This window comes from Pseudohalioglobus lutimaris, assembly GCF_002866825.1.
GTDB classification, from domain to species: domain Bacteria; phylum Pseudomonadota; class Gammaproteobacteria; order Pseudomonadales; family Halieaceae; genus Halioglobus; species Halioglobus lutimaris.
The window spans coordinates 34,456-58,984 of the sequence record NZ_PKUS01000001.1; the positions used below are offsets into that span (position 1 = coordinate 34,456).

21 protein-coding genes are annotated in these 24,529 nt (G+C 56.4%); 7 read left to right on the top strand and 14 right to left on the bottom strand.

Features of this window, described 5'->3' with window-relative positions; genetic code table 11:
• Positions 1-112 precede the first annotated feature (112 nt).
• Together C0039_RS00120 and C0039_RS00125 are read left to right on the top strand one after the other, a co-directional pair.
• On the top strand, positions 113-478 hold the full coding sequence (locus C0039_RS00120; protein WP_101516900.1) for a GreA/GreB family elongation factor: 366 nt from the start codon (positions 113-115) through the stop codon (positions 476-478).
• A gap of 529 nt (positions 479-1,007) precedes the next feature.
• Positions 1,008-1,940: a YIP1 family protein gene (locus C0039_RS00125; protein WP_075999445.1), complete on the top strand. Its 933-nt coding sequence runs from the start codon at positions 1,008-1,010 to the stop codon at positions 1,938-1,940.
• 220 nt (positions 1,941-2,160) lie between these two features.
• Here the strand turns inward: C0039_RS00125 and gdhA are convergent, their stop codons facing one another.
• The 3 genes from gdhA to C0039_RS00140 form a co-directional block, all read right to left on the bottom strand.
• The gene (gene gdhA / locus C0039_RS00130) at positions 2,161-3,510 is read right to left on the bottom strand and encodes an NADP-specific glutamate dehydrogenase (protein ID WP_075999446.1); all 1,350 of its coding nucleotides are present in this window, start codon (positions 3,508-3,510) and stop codon (positions 2,161-2,163) included.
• Between the two features lie 408 nt (positions 3,511-3,918).
• On the bottom strand, positions 3,919-6,408 hold the full coding sequence (locus tag C0039_RS00135; protein ID WP_101516901.1) for a heavy metal translocating P-type ATPase: 2,490 nt from the start codon (positions 6,406-6,408) through the stop codon (positions 3,919-3,921).
• Positions 6,409-6,575: 167 nt separating this feature from the next.
• Positions 6,576-7,328 (bottom strand): SDR family oxidoreductase, encoded by a 753-nt coding sequence (locus tag C0039_RS00140; protein ID WP_207796337.1) that lies wholly within the window; start codon positions 7,326-7,328, stop codon positions 6,576-6,578.
• A 191-nt stretch (positions 7,329-7,519) separates the two neighbouring features.
• Here C0039_RS00140 and C0039_RS20880 point away from each other — a divergent pair, with 191 nt between their 5' ends.
• Together C0039_RS20880 and C0039_RS00145 are read left to right on the top strand one after the other, a co-directional pair.
• Positions 7,520-7,765, top strand: coding sequence for a hypothetical protein (locus tag C0039_RS20880; RefSeq protein WP_133125906.1), 246 nt, complete (start codon positions 7,520-7,522; stop codon positions 7,763-7,765).
• Between the two features lie 3 nt (positions 7,766-7,768).
• A complete protein-coding gene (locus C0039_RS00145; RefSeq protein ID WP_101516903.1) occupies positions 7,769-8,323 on the top strand; it encodes a hypothetical protein in 555 nt (184 codons plus the stop codon).
• Positions 8,324-8,354: 31 nt separating this feature from the next.
• Here C0039_RS00145 and C0039_RS00150 read toward each other — a convergent pair whose 3' ends face one another.
• The 3 genes from C0039_RS00150 to C0039_RS00160 form a co-directional block, all read right to left on the bottom strand.
• Positions 8,355-9,578, bottom strand: coding sequence for an acyl-CoA dehydrogenase family protein (locus C0039_RS00150; RefSeq protein ID WP_075999449.1), 1,224 nt, complete (start codon positions 9,576-9,578; stop codon positions 8,355-8,357).
• Positions 9,579-9,590: 12 nt separating this feature from the next.
• Complete coding sequence (locus C0039_RS00155) at positions 9,591-10,691, bottom strand: acyl-CoA dehydrogenase family protein (protein ID WP_101516904.1); 1,101 nt, start codon at positions 10,689-10,691, stop codon at positions 9,591-9,593.
• A 287-nt stretch (positions 10,692-10,978) separates the two neighbouring features.
• Positions 10,979-12,634, bottom strand: a complete 1,656-nt coding sequence (locus C0039_RS00160; RefSeq protein ID WP_207796338.1) for an acetolactate synthase large subunit — start codon at positions 12,632-12,634, stop codon at positions 10,979-10,981.
• A 170-nt stretch (positions 12,635-12,804) separates the two neighbouring features.
• On the opposite strand from C0039_RS00160, the gene C0039_RS00165 reads away from it, so the two are divergent.
• Positions 12,805-13,284: a hypothetical protein gene (locus tag C0039_RS00165; RefSeq protein WP_101516905.1), complete on the top strand. Its 480-nt coding sequence runs from the start codon at positions 12,805-12,807 to the stop codon at positions 13,282-13,284.
• 65 nt (positions 13,285-13,349) lie between these two features.
• Here C0039_RS00165 and C0039_RS00170 read toward each other — a convergent pair whose 3' ends face one another.
• From C0039_RS00170 to C0039_RS00205, 8 genes are all read right to left on the bottom strand, one after another.
• The gene (locus C0039_RS00170) at positions 13,350-14,507 is read right to left on the bottom strand and encodes a hypothetical protein (protein WP_101516906.1); all 1,158 of its coding nucleotides are present in this window, start codon (positions 14,505-14,507) and stop codon (positions 13,350-13,352) included.
• A 12-nt stretch (positions 14,508-14,519) separates the two neighbouring features.
• The gene (locus tag C0039_RS00175) at positions 14,520-15,164 is read right to left on the bottom strand and encodes a hypothetical protein (protein ID WP_101516907.1); all 645 of its coding nucleotides are present in this window, start codon (positions 15,162-15,164) and stop codon (positions 14,520-14,522) included.
• A 12-nt stretch (positions 15,165-15,176) separates the two neighbouring features.
• Entirely contained in the window at positions 15,177-16,943 is a 1,767-nt protein-coding gene (locus C0039_RS00180; RefSeq protein WP_075999455.1) for a serine/threonine-protein kinase, read from the bottom strand.
• Positions 16,944-17,265: 322 nt separating this feature from the next.
• On the bottom strand, positions 17,266-17,538 hold the full coding sequence (locus tag C0039_RS00185; RefSeq protein ID WP_075999456.1) for a hypothetical protein: 273 nt from the start codon (positions 17,536-17,538) through the stop codon (positions 17,266-17,268).
• A gap of 213 nt (positions 17,539-17,751) precedes the next feature.
• Positions 17,752-19,734, bottom strand: coding sequence for a hypothetical protein (locus tag C0039_RS00190; RefSeq protein ID WP_133125907.1), 1,983 nt, complete (start codon positions 19,732-19,734; stop codon positions 17,752-17,754).
• 107 nt (positions 19,735-19,841) lie between these two features.
• Entirely contained in the window at positions 19,842-20,285 is a 444-nt protein-coding gene (locus C0039_RS00195) for a PaaI family thioesterase (protein WP_101516909.1), read from the bottom strand.
• 144 nt (positions 20,286-20,429) lie between these two features.
• Complete coding sequence (locus C0039_RS00200) at positions 20,430-20,831, bottom strand: rhodanese-like domain-containing protein (protein WP_101516910.1); 402 nt, start codon at positions 20,829-20,831, stop codon at positions 20,430-20,432.
• Positions 20,832-21,078: 247 nt separating this feature from the next.
• Entirely contained in the window at positions 21,079-23,061 is a 1,983-nt protein-coding gene (locus tag C0039_RS00205) for a hypothetical protein (RefSeq protein WP_101516911.1), read from the bottom strand.
• A gap of 190 nt (positions 23,062-23,251) precedes the next feature.
• Here C0039_RS00205 and C0039_RS00210 point away from each other — a divergent pair, with 190 nt between their 5' ends.
• Complete coding sequence (locus tag C0039_RS00210) at positions 23,252-23,470, top strand: tautomerase family protein (protein WP_075999460.1); 219 nt, start codon at positions 23,252-23,254, stop codon at positions 23,468-23,470.
• Positions 23,471-23,709: 239 nt separating this feature from the next.
• A complete protein-coding gene (locus tag C0039_RS00215) occupies positions 23,710-24,507 on the top strand; it encodes a class II aldolase/adducin family protein (RefSeq protein ID WP_101516912.1) in 798 nt (265 codons plus the stop codon).
• Positions 24,508-24,529: the final 22 nt, after the last annotated feature.

Below are 24,529 nucleotides of genomic sequence, written 5' to 3' on the forward strand. Positions count from 1 at the left end.
CTCACCTTTCTCGTTTAAGCCAAACGTCTGCGGACGTTTGGTCCAGTTTTCTCTCTACCAACCATTTTTCTGATGTCGTACAGGCCTGCGTGCGCCTGCACGGGGAGTTAACATGTATTACCATTCAAAGTTGCAGAATAAATCTTTACTGGCGGGAACCCAGATATACAACCAGCCACATTTACTGGCGAGTACCCTACACCAGCTGGAGCGCCTGGCTGAACAACAGCATGTGTTGAAAAAACAGACGCCACAGGCTGGCCCCGGCTCTGTCGTTGACCTGCTGGACCTTGAAGACCAGAGCAAAAGCCGGTTCGTACTGGTAATGCCCCGCGATGCCGACCCCGAGCGAAGAAAAATATCCGTGCTATCGCCACTGGGCTCGAACTTGCTGGGCCTAAAGAAAGGAGATACGTCGAGGATTAACGTGGGCGGGCGCAGCCTGATGTTCCAAATTCAGGACGTCTACCCTTTGTAGTATTCGACTCTAGAAACAGGAGTACTGTCACTATGAAGCAGTCTACTTGTCGCCACACTCAGCTATTTATCTGCGCCCTGGTCAAGACGGGATACGGCGACAGTCCCGCTGCCAGCGGCAAATAGAGGATGTAACCATGAGTAAGGAAAGAGTGAAAAAAACTGCACAGAAAACGTTAAAAGAGAAACGCCAGGAGAAGCGAGAAAAGCGTAAGTCTCTGCTGAAGTAACCTGCCCTCCGGGGCGCACTCAGTGCGCCCCACCTCTCTTTTATCACAGTGCGCCGCCACGCGGTCGCCATCAACCTCACATGACAACGATATTCGATAAACCATTCCCACCGGTTCTAGCCTGGCATGACGAACCTCTTAAAATAAATGGGGAATCGTCACGCAACAAGTAGAAAACTCGCAGCATCGTATAGGGGCTCCACCCTCCGGAGCAGGCTGTTTGATCAGTTCTCAATTTGCAGATTTCAGACTACACTTCTACACGCCAGGTACGATTTTTGAATCAACGGGAGACCTCCAGTGGGCGACGACACACATCAACACACAGACAGCGAAGAAAATAACACCAGCGCCAGTGGAAGCAGCGGCCCAGGGGTCGCATCCAGCCCCAGTGCAAGTCCGCCGGCCAAGGGCTTCAGCCTGGGGACCGTAGTGGAGGACGCCAGGCGAGTCTGCACGGACCCCAGCGGATTCTACAGCGACATGGCAAAGAGCGGAGGCTATGCTGAACCGGCAATTTTTGTCGCGGTCATGGCAGCCATACTGGGCTTGCTGATGACTATTTTCGCCATGTTCGGCGCCGGCCACCTGGGCGCTATGGCAATTTCAGTGGCCTCGATAATCATTATGCCGATTTTTGCTGTCATCGGCAGTTTTATCGCTGCTCTGGTGATGTTCGTAATCTGGAAGCTAATGGGTTCGTCACAGAGCTACGAAACAGCCTATCGCTGCATAGCCTACGCAACCGCCATCTACCCGATCATGGGTCTGCTGAATATTGTCCCTTATGTGGGCACGGTAATCGGCGTGCTGTGGGGCGTATACCTGATGTACACCGCAAGTATTAAAGTCCATGAAATCAAGGCGGAAACGGCCAGAATCGTCATGGGTATATTGGCGGCATTAATGGTGTTCTCACAAATTTCCGGGGAGATTGCCAGCCGTAAAATAGCCGCTAAGGCTCAACAGTTGGAAGAGCGACTGGAAAAACTGGGCATACCAGGAGACTCAGCGCGCAACAATGACGGGCAGTCGCCTGAGACAGTCGGTGAAACCCTCGAGGCGGGTCTGGCAGAGCTTGAAAACATAGACCAGATGACGCCCGAAGAAGCCGGCGAGAAGCTCGGTGCATTCTTCAAGAAGTTTGAAGAGGGTGCCAAAGCATTTGAAAAGAGTTATGAAGAGAGTGCTGAAGGCACTGCGGAAGACAGTGCGGAAGGTGGTAGAGAGTAAGAGAGCTCGCTGCAGGCACCCCCGTGAGCCCGCTAACGCATCAACGAGCGCATAGAATGACAAGTAGAACGGGGGTCTTCACTCCCCCGTTCTATAGCGCTTTCCATCAGGAAAGCGATATTCTCCGCAAAGAACAAGCTTTTCTGCGGCATTCCCAGGCCTCGCAAATGACGTTCATGAGGCAAGCGGCTCACAATACCCGTTAGTTTTATCCAAACGCTCAAATCACGCCCATTGCGGTCATCGCGCGGGCGACCTTGATGAAGCCGGTTATGTTCGCCCCCATAACGTAATTGCCCTCGCAACCAAATTCACTGGCCGTTTCATAGCACGACGTGTGAATGTCGACCATGATCTCCCGTAGCCGCCTCTGGGTGTATTCAGACGTCCAGGAATCCCGGCTCGCATTTTGCTGCATTTCCAGTGCCGATGTGGCCACCCCACCGGCATTGGCAGCCTTGCCCGGGCCGTAGCGCAGGTTGGCCGCTTGAAATACCTGAACACCTTCCGGGGTAGTTGGCATGTTGGCGCCCTCTGCAACAGCAATACAACCATTCTGCACCAGCATTTTTGCATCACTACCATTCAGTTCATTTTGAGTTGCGCAGGGGAGTGCGATGTCGCAGGGTACACTCCAGATGCTGCCGCCGCTGATGTACTTGGCATGAGGGTGGTACTCGAGATAGTTGCTGATCCGCTGCCGCTCGACTTCCTTGATTCGCTTCAATGTTTCCAGGTCGATACCTTTTTCGTCCAGAACAAACCCGCTGGAATCTGAGCAGGCAACCACGGTAGCACCCAGGTCATGGGCCTTCTCAATGGCATAGATCGCAACATTTCCGGAGCCCGAGACAAGCACCCTTTTACCCTCCATGTCGTCACCCTGGGCCTTCAGCATTTCCTGAGTGAAATAAACCGTACCGTAGCCCGTGGCTTCGGTTCTGGCCCGGCTGCCACCCCAGTCAAGTCCTTTGCCGGTGAACACTCCGGACTCGTAGCGATTGGTAATGCGCTTGTACTGACCAAACATATAGCCGATTTCACGACTGCCCACGCCGATATCACCTGCGGGCACATCAGTGTACTCGCCTATATGCCGATACAACTCTGTGATCAGGCTCTGGCAAAAACGCATCACTTCATCGTCTGATTTACCCTTGGGGTCAAAGTCGCTTCCGCCTTTACCGCCGCCAATCGGCAGCCCTGTCAGAGCGTTTTTGAAGATCTGCTCAAAGCCCAGAAACTTGATGATGCCGAGATACACCGAGGGGTGAAAACGCATGCCTCCTTTGTACGGCCCAAGCGCGCTGTTGAACTCGACCCGGAAGGCTCGATTAATATGGATCTCGCCCTTGTCGTCCTGCCAGGGTACCCTGAATATTATCTGTCGTTCAGGCTCACAAATTCGCTGAATAATTTTCTTGTCGGCAAATTCCGGGTACTTCACCAGAACTGGCCCCAGTGTTTCCAGCACCTCATGAACGGCTTGGTGAAACTCTGTTTCGCCAGCATTGCGGTGTAAAACATCCCGGAAAATTGGTTCCAGTTTTTCATCTAATAGTGCACTCATCGGTATTCCTGATAGGGTTGGTGTTGGCTATGGCTGGGATTAGCTGGCGGTGCCTGACTGCAGCACGCTACGGTGTGATTTCGATCGCGTAATAATCATCCGTTAGGTGGTCCAGGCAGTATCGGAAAAAAAGGCGTGGTAGCCTGCCTGGGCTCCCCAGGCAAGCCGATAGCGGAGCTGTAACGATCAAACAATTCAATACGCATAGCGCATTGGGTTTGGAAGTGGCATGGTTCTTTTGCCTGGGCACTAGACGACTCCTGAATGAAACCTGGCCAGAATTGCGGTGTGGTGCAACTCTATCAGATTGAGGCCTGTTTTGGTGTTCAGAAACCGGGGCCAGAATACAAGAAGAGTAAGTGCCAAACAATCACTGCTCCTGCCTGATCCGACGCATTCCCCATTCACCTATCCTGGCTGCGTCGACGATTGCCCCGGCTCCTCAAGATGCGCCTTTACCCGGCGCAGGCGCAGCGCATTTGACACAACACAGACACTGGAAAGCGCCATCGCGCCGGCGGCCAGCATAGGCGACAACACAGTACCGTTAAACGGGTATAGCGCCCCTGCGGCCACCGGTATGAGCAAAGCGTTGTAGCCAAAGGCCCAGAAAAGATTCTGGCTAATATTTCTCATGGTTTTGCGGCTGATCTCAAAGGCGTTGGCCACACCGCGTAAGTCACCGGAACGCAAAACCACGTCAGCGCTTTCAATGGCGATATCAGTACCAGTACCAATCGCAATGCCGATGTCGGCGCTGGCCAGTGCCGGCGCATCGTTGATGCCGTCGCCGACAAACGCCAGTTTCTCACCGCCACTACGCAATTCGTTTACAGCGTCGACTTTACCCTCTGGCAGTACTTCGGCAACGACCTGATCGATGCCAAGCTGCGCAGCGATGTGATTGGCAGTAGCGCTATTGTCGCCGGTAATCATGGTAATTTTCAGGCCCATCTCATGCAGCGCCGAAATGGCTTTGCGACTGCCGGGCTTTATCGGGTCGGCAACGCCAATCACCGCAACAAGGTCCCCGCCAACGGCTGCGTACAAAGGGGTTCGCCCAGCGCTGGCTAGTTGTTCGGCCTGCTCCTGCAGGGTGTCCAGATCAATGCCATTCCGGGTCATAAACCGGTCGGCACCCACTAGCACCTGCTGGCCTGATACGATAGCGCGGATACCGTAGCCTGTGATCGACTCGAAGTCTGTTATCGGTGGCAGTTCCAGTCGCCGTTCGCCAGCGGCGCGCACAAGCGCATGGGCAATCGGATGCTCTGACTTTGCTTCCACGGCAGCAACCAGACGCAGGACTTCGTCTTCGCTGCCGGGCTCGGAGACATGGAGGTCAGTAAGGGTGGGCTGCCCGGCGGTGAGGGTGCCCGTTTTGTCAACCGCAACGAGGGTGGCCTCCTGCAAAGTTTGCAGGGCTGAGCCCTTGCGAAACAACACACCCAGTTCGGCTGCCCTGCCAGTGCCCACCATTATTGAAGTTGGCGTGGCCAAACCCATTGCACAAGGGCAGGCAATGATAAGCACGGATACACAGGCTATTAACGCGTTGCTGAGCACAGGCTGCGGTCCCAGCCACAGCCATAGCCCAAGCGTGAGCGCGGCGATTGCGAGAACTGCCGGGACAAACCAGGCTGTAACCTTATTAACGACATCCTGGATTGGCAGCCGCGCCCCTTGTGCTTGCTCGACCATACGCACAATTTGCGCGAGCGTAGTGTCCGCGCCCACCCGGGTTGCCTCAAAGCGCAGTGTGCCGGTGCCGTTGATAGTGCCGCCAGTCAGTTCGGCGCCGGTTTGCTTTTGCGCCGGCGCGGGCTCACCCGAAAGCATGCTTTCGTCGACGTAGGAACTACCATCGATTACCGTGCCATCAACTGCGATCCGCTCGCCGGGTCGTACCTGCACAATATCGCCGATGACAATTTGCTCGACCGCCAGATCGGTTGTTTCACCGTTGCGCTCTATGCGCGCAGTTTTCGGTTGCAGCCCGATGAGTTTGCGGATTGCCTCGCCGGTGCGCCCCTTGGCGCGTGACTCGAGATACCGGCCAAGCAAAATCAGCGTGATAATGACGGCGGCCGCTTCAAAGTAAACGGCGCGGCTTGCAGCCGGCAGCAGGTCAGGCCAGAAGAGTGCTACACATGAGAACGACCATGCGGCCAGCGTACCGATGGCCACCAGTGAGTTCATGTCTGGCATACCTTTGAACAGTGCGGGAATGCCTTTGCGCAGGAAGACCTGACCTGGCCAGACCATAACCAATGTGGTCAGCGCAAACTGAATCAGCCAACTATTGGTTGTACCGATATTTCTGGCAATCACCTGCTCCCAACTCGGTATCAGGTGTGCGCCCATTTCGAGGATGAAAACCGGCATCGTGAGGATCAGCGCCAGCCACGTCCTTCGGGCCAGGCTGGAAGCTTCAGCGGCTTTGTTGTCGTCTCGATCTGATTGCTCATGGCTGGTGACCTGCGCTGCATAACCCGCAGCGGTAGCAATCGCAGCTAGTTCCGCTGGCCCGGTGGCACCGCGAAAATAGGTGACGTCAGCCGTTTCGTCGACCAGGTTGACGCTCGCTTGCAACACTCCCGGTGCACGGGCCAGTACTTTTTCCACACGGCTCACGCACGAGGCGCATGTCATTTCCCGCACTTGCAGGCGAACGGTCACAGTGCGTGCCGGATAGCCTGCGCTGTGCAGGGCTGCGGCCAGTTCAGGCGCCGCCGCCGTGCCGTTGACCAATGCGGTTTCACTTGCCAGGTTCACCGAGGCTTCCGTCACGCCAGCAACACTGGCCAGGGTGTCTTCAACCCGCTTTACACAAGAGGCGCATGACATCCCGTCAACCTCAAGCTTGAGGCCCGGCGATTCGCTAGACTGCTGTACCATTATCTGAACTCCATTATCAGACAGCCGGAGCCTCATACCACCAGCAGCGCTCCGGTATCCTGGGAGGCGTCACGGTGCAGTACGGCGCAGGTCAGCTGAGCCGGCAAAGTCGCGCTCTTACAACGATAGCCGCTGGCGTAATGGCCGTTGAGGGTTGCCAGTATGCCCTACCAGGGAATTTTCTTTCCCTGGTAGTCATAAAACTTGCCGTTGTCCCCTGGCCCAAGACCCGCAAACACGTCAAGCAACCCCTTCACACTAACTTCGGGGGTAATGTCGGCCCCGGCGCCGCCCATGTCGGTCTGCACCCAGCCCGGATGCACAACCACGCAGGTGAAACCCTGCTCACCCAGTTCGAGCGCCAGCGAACTGTTCATCATGTTGAGGGCGGTTTTACTGGCCCGGTAACCGTAGTAGCCGCCTTCGTTACCCTCGATACTACCCATCCTGCTGCTAATCTGAATCACCGTCTTCTGCTCTCCGCGCCGCAGGTGGGGTAAGAGCGCCTGAGTCACGCGCATTGGTCCAAGCGTGTTAACCGCAAACGTCTTGTCGAGTTGGGTGAAGTCGGTTTCTGCAAAACTTGCCGCAGTGTGGCCGCCGATTCCGGCGTTATTTATCAGCATATCGATTTTGACCCCATCCAGACGCCGTGCAAGGGCCGCAAGGCTATCCGCATCGGTCACGTCCAGTTGCTCCACACGGGCACCGGTGGCCTTGAGCTCAGCTGCCTCACCGGGCTTGCGCGCAGTGCCGATCACGTCCATGCCACGTGACTGCAATTGCTTGACCATCTCGAGGCCAATGCCGCGATTGGCACCCGTTACCAACACCGTCATAACGGTACCGGCTATTGCGGATGCAGGGCATACGCCTGCCATGATTGACACACACACAGTAAAAGCGATTGCTTTAAGCACGGGATTTAGCCTCCTTCTGGATTCGCCGGGTAACGAATTGTAGCAGGGCCCTGTCCCCTTGCCAGTCGCCTCTTTGTCAACTGCATGTGTTTACAGGAGGATTAAAGCTAACTAGTCTTGAGAAGCCAGGGCCGCTGCACCCAGCGGCCTGGGCATTGCACTTGCGAATAGCGAGGTGAGCGTTGAGCTTTATGACATCAGAACCTGTAAAGCGGGCCCGTCGGCTATTGCTGGCGTCAGCCAGGTGTGCGCATCCTGGAGTAAAGGCCTGCAACGTGACGATGTTACTGGCACGGCTGTGGGCACTGCCGGGCGTTACTGCCGCGACTGAGTCCAGTCCCGTGATCTCGTCGAACCCATTTGACGAGCGCGCATCGCTTGATGAAACGATTCAGGCCGCCCATGAAAAGGCGCTGTCTGAGAACGGCCGGTTCTGACCCATGACGCAACATGAATACGTGTTCGTCGCGATCTCAATCATATTGGGCTTTGCTATTACACGCCTGCTGGGTTCCGCAGCGGACATGATTCGGGTATCCAGGAATGTGACCTTTCACTGGGCGACCGCCCTGTGGGCGCTATGCGTGATGCTGTTCATCTTGCAGCTGTGGTGGGTGGGCTGGGAACTCCATTCGTTTTCACAGTGGACGATTCTTGACTTTTTTGCCCTCGTTCTGGGAGCCATTTTCATATACGGAGCAGCCGAGTTAGCCCTGCCAAGAGAAGATTATGACATTTCGGATCACTCAGAGCTCGACTTTCTGGAACACAGTCGCTCACTAGGCAGAGGGTCTGCGCTATCAATGCTGGGATACTTCGCGGTGGGTCCCCACGTGAATATCAGCCTGTTTGGCAACCCGCCTTTACCTTCTATCGGCATTCCACTTACAGGCGCCGCCCTGATGTTATTGATTGCCGGAAGACCCGCCTGGTTCAAGCCGTTAGTGTCGGTGTTTACCTGCTACGCGCTGCTTATTCTCTATCTGACTGCATAAGCGACGAACTTCGCCAAAAGCCGTCTGGCAGCTAACCCTTCCCATTCGGAATATCCTGAAACGCCATACCCTTGTCTGCGCGCGGCTCCTGGGGCAGGCCCAGTACCTGCTCCGCCAGGATATTGCGCATGACCTCATCGGTGCCGCCGGCCAGGCGCACTCCCGGTGAGAACAACACCGTTTTTTGAAAGTGCGCCTGCTCCGGGCTGAGCTCATCCTCCTGGATGATTCCCGCCTGACCGAATAACTGGCAGGCAAAATTTGCGATCTCCTGGTTCATCACCGCACCGACCAACTTACCCAGAGAGGCTTCTGCACCGGCAACACCGCCTTTTGCCACGGCGGTAAGCATGCGCTTGTTGGCTGCCTGTAAACCTGCGTACTGACTGTACCAGGTCGCCAGGCGCTCGCGAACAATGGGATCGTTGGCAATGGGCTCACCATTGAGTTCAAGTGATTTGACCAGATCGAGAAACTGGGGAAAGCCTGTAGGCTGCACGCCGCTGATAGCCAGGCGCTCACTCATCAGTACCGTCAGGGCACCGGTCCAGCCACCACCCACTTCACCCAAACGGTAGTTATCGGGTACCACGGCATCGTTAAAGAAGACCTCGTTAAAATGCTGCCCGCCATCCATCTGCTTTATCGGCCGCACTTCCACCCCGCTCTGGCGCATATCGATCATAAACATCGTTAAGCCGCGGTACTTGGAGACAGTGGGGTCGGTGCGCGTGAGCACAACCCCGTAATCTGAATGCTGTGCACCAGACGTCCAGATCTTCTGCCCGTTGAGTATCCAGTCGTCACCTTTGCGCTCCGCGCGTGTGCGCAGGCCGGCGACATCGGAACCCGCACTGGGCTCACTGAACAATTGGCACCATACATCCTCGGCACTGGCCATGCGCGGCAGCAACTCCAGCTTGGCCGCCTCCTCGGCGAAGTGCATGATGGCCGGGCCGCAATTGCCGATGCCGATCACAAACTGGGCGTCTCGCGTTTCGTACTTTGCCACTTCCTGCGCCCAGATAACATCATGCAGTGGCGTCAGGCCGGCGCCCCCATACTCCCTGGGCCAGGTCAGGCAGGCAAATCCAGCAGCCGCTTTCCTGGCATACCAGTCTTTGGCCTCCAGGAAGGCTTGCTCACCCTCCATGCCTCGCAGCAGGTTATCGGTACGGCGCCTGGCGTTGGCATCAAGCCAGGCGACAACGTCTGCTCGAAACTGTGCCTGTTCCGGGGTATCTTCAAAATCCATGCGAGTCTCTCCTCAGGCGGCGTCCAGTAAGCGGCTGGCCACGGCATCCTTCCACTGCGGTTGCGAGCCGATTGCTACGGACAGCAACTGCGCGCGGCGATAGTACAGGTGACAATCAAACTCCCAGGTAAAGCCCATTCCGCCATGCGCCTGGATATTTTCCCGGGTGATCTGATAATAGGCGTCGGTTGCCGAAACACGGGCGGTGGCTGCGGCCAAAGGCAGATCCGGCGCATCGCAAGACAATGCCCAGGCACCGTAATAGGCATTGGCGCGGGCCAACTCCAGCGCAACAAACATATCCGCGAACTTATGCTTAATCGCCTGAAACGAAGCAACGGGACGACCAAACGCGTAGCGTTCTCTGGTATAGGCTATGCCCATATCCATGGCGGCCTGGCTGCCGCCAATTTGCTCGAAGGCAAACAGCACAGCTGCCTTATCCAACAGCTCGGCCAGAGCATGACATCCATCCTCGCTTTCACCAAGGCGCTCTACAGGAGCCTGAGCGAATGTCAGCTGCGCCTGGGAGCGGCTTGGATCCATGCTGGCAAGTACGCGGCGCTGTACACCGGGCCCCTCAAGATTGACCAGGTAAAGTCCGGCATCGCCATTGGGGTCCCGGGCGATGACAACAGCAAAGTCAGCGACATCACCATCCGGTACGGGCAGTTTTACACCCTGCAGTACGCCCTCTTCCACTGTCGCGTTAACCTCCAGCGCGCCCTGGCCCTCACTACTGGCGAGCGTACCGATCAGCTCTCCCGCTGCCAGTCGTGGCAGATAGCGCTGTTTCTGCTGCTCATTGCCCCAGGCTTTAATCGCCTCGGTGGCCAGGTACACACTGGACGAGAATGGCACGGGTGCGAGCGAGCGACCCAGCTCTTCAGCCACAACGCACAACTCCAGATAGCCAAGCCCCAGGCCGCCATAGGCCTCGGGAATCGCCATTGCGGTCCAGCCCAGATCCACAATCTTTTGCCACAGTGGCTGGTGGTAGGGCTCCGGGTTATCCAGGATGCTGCGCACGACTGCTGCCGTAGATTCCTGACCCAGAAAGTTGCGCGCCTGGTCACGGATGAACAACTGATCTTCGGAAAATTCGAAATTCATGGTCCCTCTCTTTTTACCTACACTGAGCAATGCCCATGTCTGGGCGAATGCGCAAAGTCATCAATTATAGGAAAAAGCGCCTACTGCGCGGATCAAATTACTGCACTGCGTGGGTAATCCTGCAGGAATGGGGCACATTCCGACACTGGCATGTCAGCCTTTGAAGCAGGAAGAAATCAGGCCATGACCTGTCAACCGGAACAATCGATGAGCGTCAACACGCCGTGGCCCGGCAGTCGAACCTGCCAGGCCGCTTTACATGAGGTCGATCAGGGACAACCCAACACTCATATAGGACAGGTGAGTTCCCCCAGTTTCTGGCTCAGCAAAGGGTTCTCCCGGTAATCAATTGGAATCACGACCAGGCTTGGACCCTGCTCCTGAAGCGCGCTTGCAAGCACCACCTTCAAACGCTTGCTTTCCTCAACGTGGTGACCATGCCAGCCGAAGGCTGATGCCAGCTGCATCCAATCGGGATTGTCAAAAGACAGATCGGTATGCCGCTTGAAGTGATCATCCTGTTTCCAGGCAATAAGCCCATAGGCGGAGTCCTCCCACACCATGACTACCATATTGCAGTTCAGGCGGCGGGCCGTCTCCATCTCCTGCACATTCATCAGGAACCCACCGTCACCGGCGATCGCCAACACATTCCTGTCGGGATAAACAAGGCTGGCTGCGATAGCCCCGGGCAAAGCGAAGCCCATTGAGCAGAAACCATTGGGAATTAAACAGGTATTGGGCTGATGGCAGTGGTAATGACGCGCGATCCACATCTTATGCGCGCCCACATCGGACAACAGAATGTCGTCAGGGCCCATCACATCCCTGGCATCCCAGATCGCTTTCTGCGGTCTGATGCTGCCACTGGTGTCGTCATCCTTGTACTCTTCCAGATCGGCGGTCATTTCCTCTCGAATCCGCAGCTGACGATCGAGTTTCAAGCGTGCTGACGACCCCAGCGCCTGCACCCTTTCATTGAACATCCACAGCGTGTGCGCGAGATCCCCGACCAGCTCTACCTCCGGGTGGTAATGGGCATCGATTTCCGCTGGCAAAAAGTCCGCGTGAATAACGGCCTTGTCGCCGCCCGGATTCCACAACTTTGGATGATACTCGACCATATCGAGCCCCAGCGTAATCACCAGGTCGGCATCGTCGATAGCACAATTGACTCGATCTTTCTTGCCCAGACCCACCGTATACAGACAATAGTCAGCGTCCTTGTCCACCGCACCTTTTGCCATGAACGTGCTGATAACGCCGATACCGGTTAGATCGCAAAGCAGGCGAAGTTGCTTGCTGGCGCGGCGGCGAATACATCCGTTGCCGGCTATGATCACTGGCTGTTTTGCCGCCTTTATCAAATCAAATGCGCGATTGACTATCTTGTCGTCCGTCACCGGGCGGCGAAAACGTTTCGGGTCCAGAGGCTTCGCCGTGGTCTCCATCTTTGCCACATCCTCGGGCAACTCAATATGCACCGCGCCCGGTTTTTCAGTCCTGGCCAGACGCACCGCCTTGCGGATTGTTTCAGGGATGGTGTCGGCATGCAAAATGCTGGTGGCCCATTTGGTAACCGGCTGAAACATCTGCACTGCATCCATAATCTGGTGTGACTCTTTGTGCAACCGGGTGGTCGCACCCTGCCCGGTCAGTACCAGCATGGGTGCCCTGTCCATATTCGAATCCGCCACGCCGGTAATCAGGTTGGTCGCGCCCGGACCCAGGGTTCCCAGGCAACACGCCGGGTTGCCGGTCAGCCTGCCATACACTTCAGCCATGAAAGCTGCGCCCTGTTCATGCCGTGTGAGCACAAATGTAATCGAACTGGATTTTTCAAGGGACATCATGAAGTCAGCGTTTTCCTCGCCCGGCACGCCGAAAATGTACTCTATTCCTTCCTGTTCCAGGCATTGAACAAACAGATCGGATGCTTTCATTATTATCTCCTGCAGCATGCTTGAGGTTTAAGCATAGGCCAAGGTTGGATCATCCGACAGCCGATTTATCTGCCCTGTACTTCCGGGTGTTCCCGGAATTATTAACCAGCACGAACTCTGTACTGTGGCATGATGAAGAGATACAGGCATCGAACACCGGGAGGAGTCCCATGCGCACATTCGTATCGTTACTGCTTTTCGTTTTCAGTATGCCGGGGTTTGCCGGCGAGCTGGTGCTGAAGCTGGCAAGCACGCCGCCGCTGCCGGGCGTAGTGAGCACACGCAGCTCGGAAGATTTGGCCCTGCGTGTACTTTCCGGCCATGCGGTCGCCTTTGCCCGGACCTCGGGTCGCGACTACCAGCAACAGGCCCGGGGGGGCATTCTCTGGACACAGGTGCAGGAAGTGCCCCTTGATGCTGAATCGGTAACCCTTACGCCGACGCTGGAGGAGGATGGATCAGTGACCGTTTCCCTGGACCTGGCGCGTAAACAGGGTACCAAGACACAGCGCTACACCACCACTCTGAAGGCTCAGCCCGGCGAGTGGGTGCAGCTCTTTGGCCCGGCCGAATCACAGCCCCGCGGTAAGACGGTCTACGGCACCCGAAGCGTATCTGACGATTCGCTTTATCTGCGCATAGACCACTAGTCACCGGGAGCTTCCGGGCACCTCACATAACAGGTGCTTTCTCAGGCGAGGACGCGACCTCGCTGTCAGTTACGCGTCCAGCCCGGGGGAATTTCAAAACGCTCAGCGGGAATGCTGATCTCACTCCAGTTGGTGACCTCACTGGTCACCCGGAACAGCGTAACCTGCTGGTCGCCCGCAGAGGGCTGCTCGGGGCTGGCCTGAGGTTCGGGCTCAGCCGCGGGCTCCGGGTCGGGTTGCTCTGACTTGCCGCCGAACATGCCCCCCAGGCTCTTAACCAGGCGCCCGGCTGCGGCACCAGCCTTGCCGCCGCCCAGACTGCTGGCCACCGTACTACCGATCGAGCTGGTAACCGAGTCAGTCATGCTGTTCAGCGCGCTGTCATAAATAGCGGTGGAGGCATCTGCCCAGGTTTCATCCATCGATATCGGTTGTCCGGAGGGTGTTTTACACTGCTCTCCACCCATGCCCATCTGCATGGCCATTTTCATCGGGTAACCCTTCATTTTCTGGAACTCCTCCAGTACTTCGTCCCAGTTGTTTGCATACATGCCTAGCAGGCCTTGCGCCGGGCTACCCAACTGGCTCAGGGTCTCGTCCAGGCCCAGGGCCTTTGCATAATCACGCTGGAACGCCAACGCTTCCTTCTGGCCCGGCACTTTCTTTGCCAGCCACGTATCCATGAGCCAGGTAATATCGCAGGTGTTTCCCGATTGCGGATCGGTACAGCTCTGCTGCATGCGAATGGTATGCTTTTTGGTTTTTATACCGGCTATATCCTCGCTACCTTTGGCATGCTCTATTTCAACTTTCGCTTCGGACCACTGGCAGCCCTCATCGCTCACCGGTAGCTGGCCACCCCCGCCCTTGCTCAGTGATTCCTGTGCGTCCTTCAGCTGCTTGCGGGTCTCTGCGAACGTGATCTCCGTATAACGCTCTTTATCCATATCAAGCTGCCAGGTTAACCCCTTGTCCAGGCGCGTTATCGTTGTGGTGCGACCACTGCCGGCTATCATGCTGGCGAACTTCGACTGCATCTTCATGCTGCTTTCAGACCGGGACTTGTCCCTGGCTAACTGGGTGAGCACATTCCCCTCCGAGTTGAACATGGACATACCACCGGCACCGTTCACCGTGATCTTCTGGCTGAAGCTGATATCGGCAGAGACGGGCATTGCCGCTCCCATGGCTAATGTGCAGACAACGGGCAAGGTATATTTCATGGCGTTTCTCCTTTACTGATCCTGGTTTGAGGCCAATAACACTACGGCCCCGCTGTTACGTTTCTGCAATACCAGCTGCAGTTGCAGCTTGCGGTCGCCAGACATTTCCCCGTTCAGCAACAGCTCCGTGGTTATTGGATAGAGACCCTGTGGCAGGCCCTCGGGCAGGGTAAAACTGAATTCACCCCGGAACACGCCACCGGATTCCTTGCCGGCCTCCTTGGTCATGTCTTTGAGTGCCACACTGTTGTTCTCGTTATCCCATATAGTTAGACGTTCCTCAATCCGCGCCTCTTCGCCTGTGTTGCCCGGAATAATCTCTATGTATGAGCGGATACGCACGTCATCACCCGGGGCGACGAGGGAACCCGGCAGTATCTCGGTACGATATTCAGTGGCTGTGGCGAACCGGGGCAGCTCCCCTTGCTCCTCCTCATACTCCTCCCTGACCTCCTTTTCGCTGCGCGTGCGGCGGGTTGAATATTTGATAATCATATTCTGGATCAGTTGCTCCGCTGTGCCGATAGCAATGTCCTCCGCGGTATCGGTTACCGACTCCTCTACAGCATCACGCAGATCTTTCCAGAAATCGGCCCTGGTGGGACTGGCCAGAAGTATCAACGAGGCCAGACTGACAATGACGGTGTACATACGCATGTTAAACCTCCGCTACTCTATGCTGATGCTCTTTTTGGCAGCCTGTTGCGCCGACCGGGACTGATCGCGCATGCGACGGGCCGCAGCAAAATCAGGCAGGATTGCCAGGGCAGACTCTGCCTTGGCGATGGCGCAGCTGAAATTTTTCCGTTGATAGCAGATTTCGGCGTCAGCGAGAAAGTTAGCGACGGTCTCCTCGTTAGCCTTGCGCAGCTGGCCGGCCATAGTGGCCTGCTGGCGGATCTCGATAGCCGAGGTGTTGTTGGCGTCAAGCTCAAGCACCGCTTCTGCGGCCTGGTCGCTGCATTCATAGTCTGCCTGCTCAAAACAGGCCTCCGCTTGTGCCAAAAGGTCTGCTATCCGTTCTTCCAGCGCCTTTGCCTCTAACGCCCTGGACGCCATCACCTGATTCACACCTTGTTCGATAGGAAAAGTGTCGGCGTCACTGGCGCCGGCATTACGGGCCTGCTCCAGCGCACGCCCAGTACAATCCAGGTCACCGCCAGCCAAACACTCTGACGCCGCCGACAGGTGGGATTTGATAACAGACTCGGTCGCCTCCTGCTCCAGGTTCTCCTGGGAAGCCTGCAGGATCCGTGCAGCCTCCATATGACCCTCCTGCAGATTACTCACCACGATGGCATTATCACGCGCGCAAGCGTAGTCCTGCTGGTAAAAACAGTCCTTGGCGGCCTCCAGCCGGCTGGCCAGTTCGGCCTCGCGCTCCGCTTCGCCGCGATACTGCTGGTAGCCCATCCAGGCGACAAAGATAAGTAATATCGTCGCGGCAGCGCTGATCAGTCGTACGGGCGACTTCTTCGCTGGTAGCATTGCCGCGCGAAATGCTTCTACCGAGGAAAAACGCTTCGCCTTGTTCAGCTCTATGCCCTGGCTAAGGGCCTGCCACTGGGCAGCATTCAGCACGGCCGGCTTGGCGGGCTTGAGCCCTTGCTCCAGCGCCTCTGGCGCGCTAACGCGCTGGTAGGGGTGCTCTCCCGTCAACATCTCATAAAGTACGCAGCCCAGGGCGTATACGTCGTCGCTGAAACTGGGGGGTTCTCGATTGACCATTTCTACGGTGGCATAGGCGGGGGTCAGAGCACCCAGGGTCCCCGCATCAAACTGACCCTGGGCACGCTCCTGACTGGCGGCGCGAGCGATGCCAAAGTCGAGAATCTTGACGGTACCGCCGGCGGTAACGAAAACGTTCGCGGGCTTGAAATCAGAATGAATCAGCCCCCGTTTGTGGGCATACTCCAGCCCCGCCGACAGTTCGCGGAAGTAGCGCAGAGAAGTTTCAACGCTGAACGGTGCCTCAAGCCGTAGCAGGGAATCCAGGGCATCGCCCTTGAGCAGCTCCATGGTGATAAACACCGTGTCGCCATCCCTGTCGAAATCGTACACGGTAATGATATTGGGATGAGCCAGGGTCTGTGACTTTACCGCTTCCTGCTGCAATGTAACAAAAGCCTGTGGGTGGGCCTTGAAATCGCCTGCCAATACCTTGACCGCGATATGCGGGTTACTGTCCTGCGCCTCGACCTTGCGCAGGTCACGGGCCCTGTAGACTGCCCCCATGCCGCCCCGCCCCAGGACATCTTCAAGCACGAATCGCTCTTTGAGAAGACGGTCCGCCTCCCGGCTGGCGTTGCGAGCCATCGCCCTGGCCTGGGTAAAGCCCGCCGAGTTACCGCCCGGGTCCGGGGTGTGCTCGGTGCGATCACCCCCTGAGGCGGGAACAACCTCTGTCTTGTCTTTATCGTTTTCCGGCTCTGTCACCCACTGGACTCCATTCTCGGGCCATTTCGAGCCTCTCGGGACTCAATCAAAACCCTGACATTCACGGTATACCCCAAGGCTCAGTTGAGCACAAGCCATCGCACTCGGGCAGGTAACCGGGCAGCTAACCGGGCAGGCGACCCCTGGAGCACAAATGCGCAGGCATGAAGACGCGCTACACCTGGGCTCCTGCTTAGTGCTCTGCGCCGCCAGCGGCCGAATAGTGTTACCTTTCTTCAGTCCAGGGCGCGAATTCACTGATCTCATACCACCTGATGGGTATAGCGCCGGTGGCGACGAGGCCTTTGCCAATTCCGCTCACTTATTGGAAGAAACGAGCGACCTTCGCCTTTAACTCATCGGCCTTATCTTCGCCTGCTTCCGACAGTTCCTGCAGGTAAGCCTGCCCTTCAGCGATCTTGTCCTTGAGATCGTTGACCTGTGTCAGGAACTGCTCTTCCAGATCGGCTCCCGCCACATCCGCTTCCGCCTGCGCCTTTCTCGCCCTGGCCTTCGCCTGGGCGGCTTCAAGCTGCTCATCATAGGCTGCCATCTGTTTTTCGACTTTTTGTTTCAATAGATCAATAAGGCCCATTTCATGCCTCCCTGTATGCCAAGTTAACCGCTAATCTTAACCAATCGATATGATGTTCGCATTGCGCTGGCTCAAGCCTGGCACCCTCCCCTGGTAACGTCATTGCACAAGCTTTTGGAGCACGCTTCCCAACTGGGCGAGAGGAAACACTCGTTGATCGTTCACCGCGATTACGGAGGTGATAGTGCTCCGGTGAGGCCTCTGGCGAGGTGACTATTGAGTCACTCCTGGTTTAGTACTGACCTGATCGCCCGGCGACGATCGTCGCCGGTAAAGAACAATCGTAAGAATCACCAGCACAACGACGATGGACAGCGTGGCTGCATAGTAGGCCGCGGCACGGTCAGGCGACGGCATCGAGTCATGGCCAATAGAGTGCGCCATTGCCAGCACAACCGCGCCGGTGAACAGCGCGCTGAGTATCAACCACAGCAGGAAACCAGTCACCCGCTGTGCACCGCCCAGTCCCGACACCCGACCCGGTAACGACAGGAGAACCAACAGGTAGACAGCGACTGCGGTGCCGACAACCAACGAGAGTGAACCGATGAAGGTCAAGCCCCTCCACTGAAAGTCTGGATGCCTGATGCGAATCGACCAGGGAACATCCTCCCCTGAGACCTCCAGTAGGCTGCTCGCGCGTGCTACGCTGAAACCACTGTCGGCTGAGCGTGCGAAATCGGTAACGGACGCGGTGGTTTCGGGGTCCATTCGACCAGAATCCCGCACTTCCACGTGCAACATGCCAAGCAAGGTTAAGCGAAACGACTCATCAATTGATTCGTCGTTTATGTAGCGACGCACAAGAAACTCCAGGCCAACATCGCCATGTAGATGCTGTAATGCCCTGACTATATTGGGAGCGTACCGGGGCGACCGATCGACCAGTTTCAGCAGCTTCGCTTCCCGTGCCGCAAACGGCTCGTCACCACGCGAAAACAGGCTGACGGCAGATGCATTGTATTCGGCGAGGCCCGCCATCACGGTATATGCGGCTTCTGCAACGTCCCTGGGTACAGTGCCCTCCGGGTACTCCGCCAAAAGTTTATCCGCTGCTTGCGGCCACTCTCCCCGGTCGTCTGAATTGCCGATGACCTCCACTGGACCAACAAGAGAGCCCGGTGCGAGATTCGGGGCAGTGACCGCCCTCAGTGACTGCTGCATCGCCGGGCTTTCCGGGACGATCCCGCTGAGCGCGATCACCTGCTCGCTGCTTAGTACGTTAATTTTGCGCAGCTCAAGGAGCTTACTCATACTCGCAGGTGATCCATGCCTGTCCACCAGTTCTATAAGTATATCGATATACCCGGGACTGTATTCGGGGTGCCAATAGTCGTTGAGCAAAGCGACTGCTCGCTCGCGACTTGCTTCATCCGCGTCAGTGAAAGAAGGCGTTAAATCCGCTGCCGGAGCGATAAGTTGTGCACTGAGGCGGACTCCCAAAACCTGGTAATCACTGCGTGCGCTCCCTCGATTCTCGAATCGCTCGCGCATCAGTGGCGGCCAGGAAGTGACTCGCAGGGCCGCATCTCGCTCCTCGGTTGCGACCCTGTAGATCGCCGCTTTCGCGCGTGGAGGAAGAGGGCCGGTCTTTGCGGCATCGACCAGGACATGCATGGCCGCTTGTCTTTCACTGACAGGCATATCCGGGTCAAGGAGGGACGCCACCGCTACTAGAAAATCGCTACGATTATCGCCTTCCATCGGCCTGAGCAAAAGGATCTCCAGCGCATACTCACGGTTCTTCAGGGGCGTGGAAAGTTGAAATGCTCTCAACAGATTACTGATGGCCTGATCCGATAACCCGGCCTGCCGATGATAGTTGCCCAGAGCTTCAGCAAAGGTCTTGCTCGCCAGTCCATTGAAGTCACTTCCCCCCAACTTGCCCGCGATTGCCGTCGTAGCGGCCTCGGCGGTACCCGGCGTCGCGATTAACTCCAGCATAAAGGAAACGGTGAACGGCTCGTTGAGCATCTGTTGCTGCGCGAACCCGTGAATCAAGGCGCCAATATGACCTGAAGGCACCATGCCCGCGCGTAAACCCTCACGCATACGCTCAACAATGGCCTGCTTCTGCTGGGCAGTCCTTGCTGTAGACAATTCTTTACGCAGTTCCATAAACGCATAACTGTTTTCAACGGCATGGACAAGCGCCGAAGTCGCCAGCAGTACCAGCACTGTCATAACCCGGAGCATATGCGTCACTCTATCTGGACTTTACGGCCAATACTAAGCCCTGTGGAGGCCACTGAATACATCATGGCACGATCACCACCTTCCAATCAGTCCGGGTCAGGAGGGTATCAGGCCCCGGGGTTTGCTGAGTAGCCTTCCTTACCGCGCACAAGTTTGGCGACGGACTGGCTGGTAGCCAGCACTTTACCTTCACTATCATACAGCGCGCCCTCGAGGAACGCAGTTTTATAGGCTTCTTTAGTGACTTTACCCACGGCGACAAGCCGGCCGGCTCGGCTTGCCTCCAGGTAGCGGGTAGTGATTTCCAGCGATGACACATTGGCAATATCAGTGCCGAGACCAAAGACCGCGTGGCTCATCGCAGCATCCAGCATTGCCGTAATAAAGCCACCCTGGACTACGTCGCCAGAGTGGCAGAATTCCCGCGATACGTTGAACTCGAATGTGCAGCTTTGTTGCTCCACATCGAGTCCTGTGACACGACCTCCCAGCATCGCGATAAAGGGTAGTGCGTGGCTGTTAAGCGCATCGATAGTTGCTTGCGAATTCATGGTTTCTCCATTTATGGGGGGCGGTGCAGAATACTCTGGTCTCTAGTTTGCTCTCACTGCGGACCACAATGTTACGCGAAAACATATCTTCTTCGGCTTGTGCCGCATTGCCTGTTCAGCCAACAGGGCCCCCAGACATCAGCACTACTCATATCGAGCTTTGACATCATCGTAACCGCCCGCGTTCTCAACATTGGTGTAACCTAGTCTTTCCAAAGCCCTCTTGGCCTTGCCAGCCCGACCACCAACCGCACAATACACAACGATCCTGGCGTTTTTGTCGCCGGTCACTTCCGCGATGCGTTCGGTAATTTCGGTGTACGGAATATGCGCGGCACGCTCGACATGACCAGCGTCCCATTCTCTTTGAGAGCGAACATCAATAACAAACTCAAATGATTCGCCCGCCGCTTCTGACTCTGCCACATCCACCCGGAGGGATTCAGTAACACCTTGAACATTTTTTTGGTCGGTTGAATCCGGGGCCTTCTCGGAAGAGCACCCTATGACGATGGCCGCAAACAGGACTAAAGCGACAATTCTCATTTGCATACCCCAACAAAGTGCTCGACTCAGCATCATTTTAACATCTATACCGATAGAAACAGGTAGCAACACAGTAAAACCACACACTAAGGCCGCCGGTGTTCAATTTCCACTGATTACTTTTTATGACAGGACCCGGCGTTAAAGCAGCCTTGTACAGCAACGGGAGCATGCCTCCAATACATGTTGGTATATATTCCACCACCTGTGTTGTTGAGCACAACGCGAGATGTAGCAGTAAGGAATATCAGCTCAGGCCCGCATTCGCCAGTGCATCTGCAACCACTTTCTGGTGCACCGCATCCCGATAGGGAAAGCTGCGAAAGAAGATCTTTTGTGAGTACCCGGGGTGTCGGCGCAGCGTCGCTTCAATATACTGCTGCGCGTCCGCATGTTGCCCTACCAACTGCAGACAGGCTGCGGCAATCGCATAGATATGAAAATGTGCATTAGGTTCCAGTGTGGCTCGCACTGCCCACTCGACAGCATCCTCGTAGTCACCCCTTGCTACCAGGTTAACAGCCCGACTGCTTTTCATCGCAAACAGCAGCGGATCGAAAGGACTGAGACGTTCCGCCGACTCAAGGCATGGCATGGCGGTATCCAGCAGCCCGCTATGACTGCCGACGAAGCCCTTGGCATAGTAACCCTGAGCGTAATTCGGATTAACCTGTAAAGCGCGATCCAGCGACAGCATCGCCATGTCATGCTGGCGCGCAAGAAACTGCGCTCTACCCAGGGACCAGTGCGCCATGGCATCCCGACAATCCAGGCTCACACTTTGCTGCGCACTGTCCAGAGCCAGTTGAATTTCTTTATCGACATCATCGCAGCTATCGAGAAACGCGCGGGTGTAATGCGTTAACGACTGAGCTGCGTGCGCGCGGCTGAATAGCGGATCCTGTAACAGCGCTTTGCCCAGGTAAACAGCCGCTATCTCGGTATCCCGACCTGTAAAGCGAAAGCTATGCCACAGGGCCATGTGATAATTTTCCCATGCATCAAGATTTTCTGGCGGCTTGGGCCGTGCACGCTCATACTCCGCGCGCTCGATCTCAGGCCCTACCGCAGAAACAATTGCATTGGCTACTTCATCCTGCATCAGAAAGACATCTCCAAGGCTACGCTCAAATGATTCCGCCCAGATAATGCAGGAATGTTGCGCGTCTACCAGTTCAACATTGATGCGCAGACGATCATTGTGCTGCTGAGTGGTGCCCTGAACGAGATACCGTACGCCCAGCATCCGGCCAATTTGTGGAAAGGTATACGCAAGCGAGTCGAACCTTGTGGAGGAAGCCCGGGCAATGACGAATAAACTGCCAAGCCTGCTCAAACGCGTAATCAGATCGGCGGTCAAGCCGGTGGTGATCGCGCTGTCACCGGCGACAACATCCCGCAAGCCCAGCACCGCGAGAGAAGGCTTCTGTGGCAACTGCGGCTCAGCGGCAGCTTCGTGATGCGCATGCTCACGCTCCTGCGTTAACGGCTCGAAAGCCAATCGTGCAGGCGATATCCCCGCGAGTTTCCGCCATCCCTGTAGAAGCAGGGATTCATCCACACGGGACCGCCGCAGGCGCTGACGGCACTGCTCGAAACAGGTGCGGGCCCCAGACATTCCTTCATAAGTGAGCAGCAATTCGAGCAGCGCCAGATTCGCATCTATGTTGATCGGGTTAATCGCGACCCGCTTTCTTGCATAGTCGATTGCCCGGGAGGGCTCCGCAGCCGCTGCTACACAGAGCTTCTGCAGCAGGGCATCATGCAGCCTGCGCAGAGAAAAACGCTGGGAATCCAACCACAACTCAAAGCCTGGACTTTCTGTGCAGTCCAGGTTATTCAAATACCCATTGCGCAAAGCAGACTCAAATTCGCGCAACTGCCGTAAATCCGGATCTACGGTTGCTTCCAGCGCAGCATGCAACTGATGAAAATCTGTTTTTGCATGGTCCAACCGCAGGCTGACAGCGCGGCGGTCTGCAACCAGCAAGTCTCCCACCAAACCACGCAGCTTAGTCAGGGACCAACGTAAACCCGCGCGCGGATCGTCATTGGTACTCCAAAGCATTTCGCACAATGCTTCACGCCGTTGTGGCCTTGACTCAATAACAAGTAAAGCCAGAAGCGCCCGGGTCTTGCGAGATGGTGGCAGAGGCAAAGCCACTCCATCCACCTTTACGCAGACCTCATCGAGCAGACCTATCCAGATATCAGGCTGGCCGTCGCTCATAATGCTGCTGACTCCTGCCTTGTCGAGGTTTTTCTGGACCAGTACACCTTCGCTTACTGGCAGTATAGCGTACTAGTTCCACGGCCATTCCAACGCTCACTACAACGAAGCTGTAGCAGACTGTAATTCCTGGAGGGCAGTCACTGACCTCCGGATTCATTCAGAGTCAGCTATACCAAGGAGCACTATCATGCCATTCGTTCAAGTTCAGGCCATAGAAGGTGTTTTTACAGAAGAGCAGAAACGCGAGGTAATCGCCAGGATCACCGACGTTATGGTGAGCATCGAAGGAGAATCCCTGCGCGGAGTGACCTGGGTTAACTTCATAGAGATAGACAGCGGCTGTTGGGGCATTGGTGGACAACCGCTGACGACCGAGGCGGTGAAGGCAATGCAGAACGGCGGCTGACAGCGACCCCTGACGGACGCGAAAAGTCCTCAACGTCGCACTGGCATAGAATGATTCGGCGACACGCCAGGCGGGGTAAGCGATGACCCCGGGGGAGCCGGGACCGCCTGCATGGGGTCCCCCTTGGGTGCCAGGCGCCTCGGGAAGCTGACCTGTCGGGCCGTTCGATATATATAGAGGTTTTTCTGATACCGATGGATTAATATAACTGGAGGGTACGTTAAACCTGAGGGGGCGGCATGTCAGAGAGAGATTCAAATGATGCACTGATGAACGTGCAGCATCTCGAACGCTTCACACCGAAAGAAAACCGGACGCCGGAGGCGGAGCGGACATACCGCAAGGAGCGCATGGCCGCAGCTTTGCGCATCTTCGGCAAGCTGGGGTTCGCAGAGGGCGTGTCAGGGCATTTCACTGTCCGCGACCCGGTACACCAGGACCACTTCTGGGTAAATCCCATGGGTAAGTCCTTCAGACAGATGCGCGTTTCGGACCTGATCCGGGTTAATCACCAGGGTCAGGTGATCGAGGGTCACGGGATACTTAACGGCGCAGCATTTACCATTCACTCCAAAATACACCTCGCGCGCCCGGACATCGTCTCCGCCGCACACTCACACTCGCTCTATGGTAAGACCTGGTCCACCCTGGGCAGGCTGCTGGACCCTATTTCCCAGGATGCTTGCGCCTTTTATCAAGATCACATCCTGCTGGACACGTTCACCGGCGTCGTTCTGGGTAGCAGCCAGGGAGAGCATATTGCCCGGGCCCTGGGGGAGAACAAGGCGGCGATTCTGCGCAATCACGGCTTACTCACGGTGGGCTTCAGCGTTGAGGAGACAGCCTGGTGGTATATCACCATGGAACGATGCTGCCAGAGCCAATTGCTGGCAGAGGCGGTTGGCGAGCCACTCCCCATTGACCCGGAGTGCGCCGCAGAAACCTACCTGGAGGTTGGCACTCCGGAGGTGGGCAAATTCAGCTTCAGGCCACTCTACGAGGACCTGCTTGCTGCTGAACCGGAATTCAGGAAGTAATGCTTGCCGTTCACCCCCATTC

Excerpts from the sequence above, each read along its gene's own strand:
- C0039_RS00150 (WP_075999449.1), bottom strand. The coding sequence starts at position 9,578 with ATGGATTTTGAAGATACCCCGGAACAGGCACAGTTTCGAGCAGACGTT.
- C0039_RS00205 (WP_101516911.1), bottom strand. The coding sequence starts at position 23,061 with ATGAGCGACGGCCAGCCTGATATCTGGATAGGTCTGCTCGATGAGGTC.
- C0039_RS00170 (WP_101516906.1), bottom strand. The coding sequence starts at position 14,507 with ATGAAATATACCTTGCCCGTTGTCTGCACATTAGCCATGGGAGCGGCA.
- C0039_RS00190 (WP_133125907.1), bottom strand. The coding sequence starts at position 19,734 with ATGCTCCGGGTTATGACAGTGCTGGTACTGCTGGCGACTTCGGCGCTT.
- gdhA (WP_075999446.1), bottom strand. The coding sequence starts at position 3,510 with ATGAGTGCACTATTAGATGAAAAACTGGAACCAATTTTCCGGGATGTT.
- C0039_RS00200 (WP_101516910.1), bottom strand. The coding sequence starts at position 20,831 with ATGAGAATTGTCGCTTTAGTCCTGTTTGCGGCCATCGTCATAGGGTGC.
- C0039_RS00175 (WP_101516907.1), bottom strand. The coding sequence starts at position 15,164 with ATGCGTATGTACACCGTCATTGTCAGTCTGGCCTCGTTGATACTTCTG.
- C0039_RS00135 (WP_101516901.1), bottom strand. The coding sequence starts at position 6,408 with ATGGTACAGCAGTCTAGCGAATCGCCGGGCCTCAAGCTTGAGGTTGAC.
- C0039_RS00120 (WP_101516900.1), top strand. The coding sequence starts at position 113 with ATGTATTACCATTCAAAGTTGCAGAATAAATCTTTACTGGCGGGAACC.
- C0039_RS00215 (WP_101516912.1), top strand. The coding sequence starts at position 23,710 with ATGTCAGAGAGAGATTCAAATGATGCACTGATGAACGTGCAGCATCTC.
- C0039_RS00210 (WP_075999460.1), top strand. The coding sequence starts at position 23,252 with ATGCCATTCGTTCAAGTTCAGGCCATAGAAGGTGTTTTTACAGAAGAG.
- C0039_RS00145 (WP_101516903.1), top strand. The coding sequence starts at position 7,769 with ATGACGCAACATGAATACGTGTTCGTCGCGATCTCAATCATATTGGGC.
- C0039_RS00155 (WP_101516904.1), bottom strand. The coding sequence starts at position 10,691 with ATGAATTTCGAATTTTCCGAAGATCAGTTGTTCATCCGTGACCAGGCG.
- C0039_RS00165 (WP_101516905.1), top strand. The coding sequence starts at position 12,805 with ATGCGCACATTCGTATCGTTACTGCTTTTCGTTTTCAGTATGCCGGGG.
- C0039_RS00195 (WP_101516909.1), bottom strand. The coding sequence starts at position 20,285 with ATGAATTCGCAAGCAACTATCGATGCGCTTAACAGCCACGCACTACCC.
- C0039_RS00160 (WP_207796338.1), bottom strand. The coding sequence starts at position 12,634 with ATGAAAGCATCCGATCTGTTTGTTCAATGCCTGGAACAGGAAGGAATA.
- C0039_RS00185 (WP_075999456.1), bottom strand. The coding sequence starts at position 17,538 with ATGGGCCTTATTGATCTATTGAAACAAAAAGTCGAAAAACAGATGGCA.
- C0039_RS20880 (WP_133125906.1), top strand. The coding sequence starts at position 7,520 with ATGACATCAGAACCTGTAAAGCGGGCCCGTCGGCTATTGCTGGCGTCA.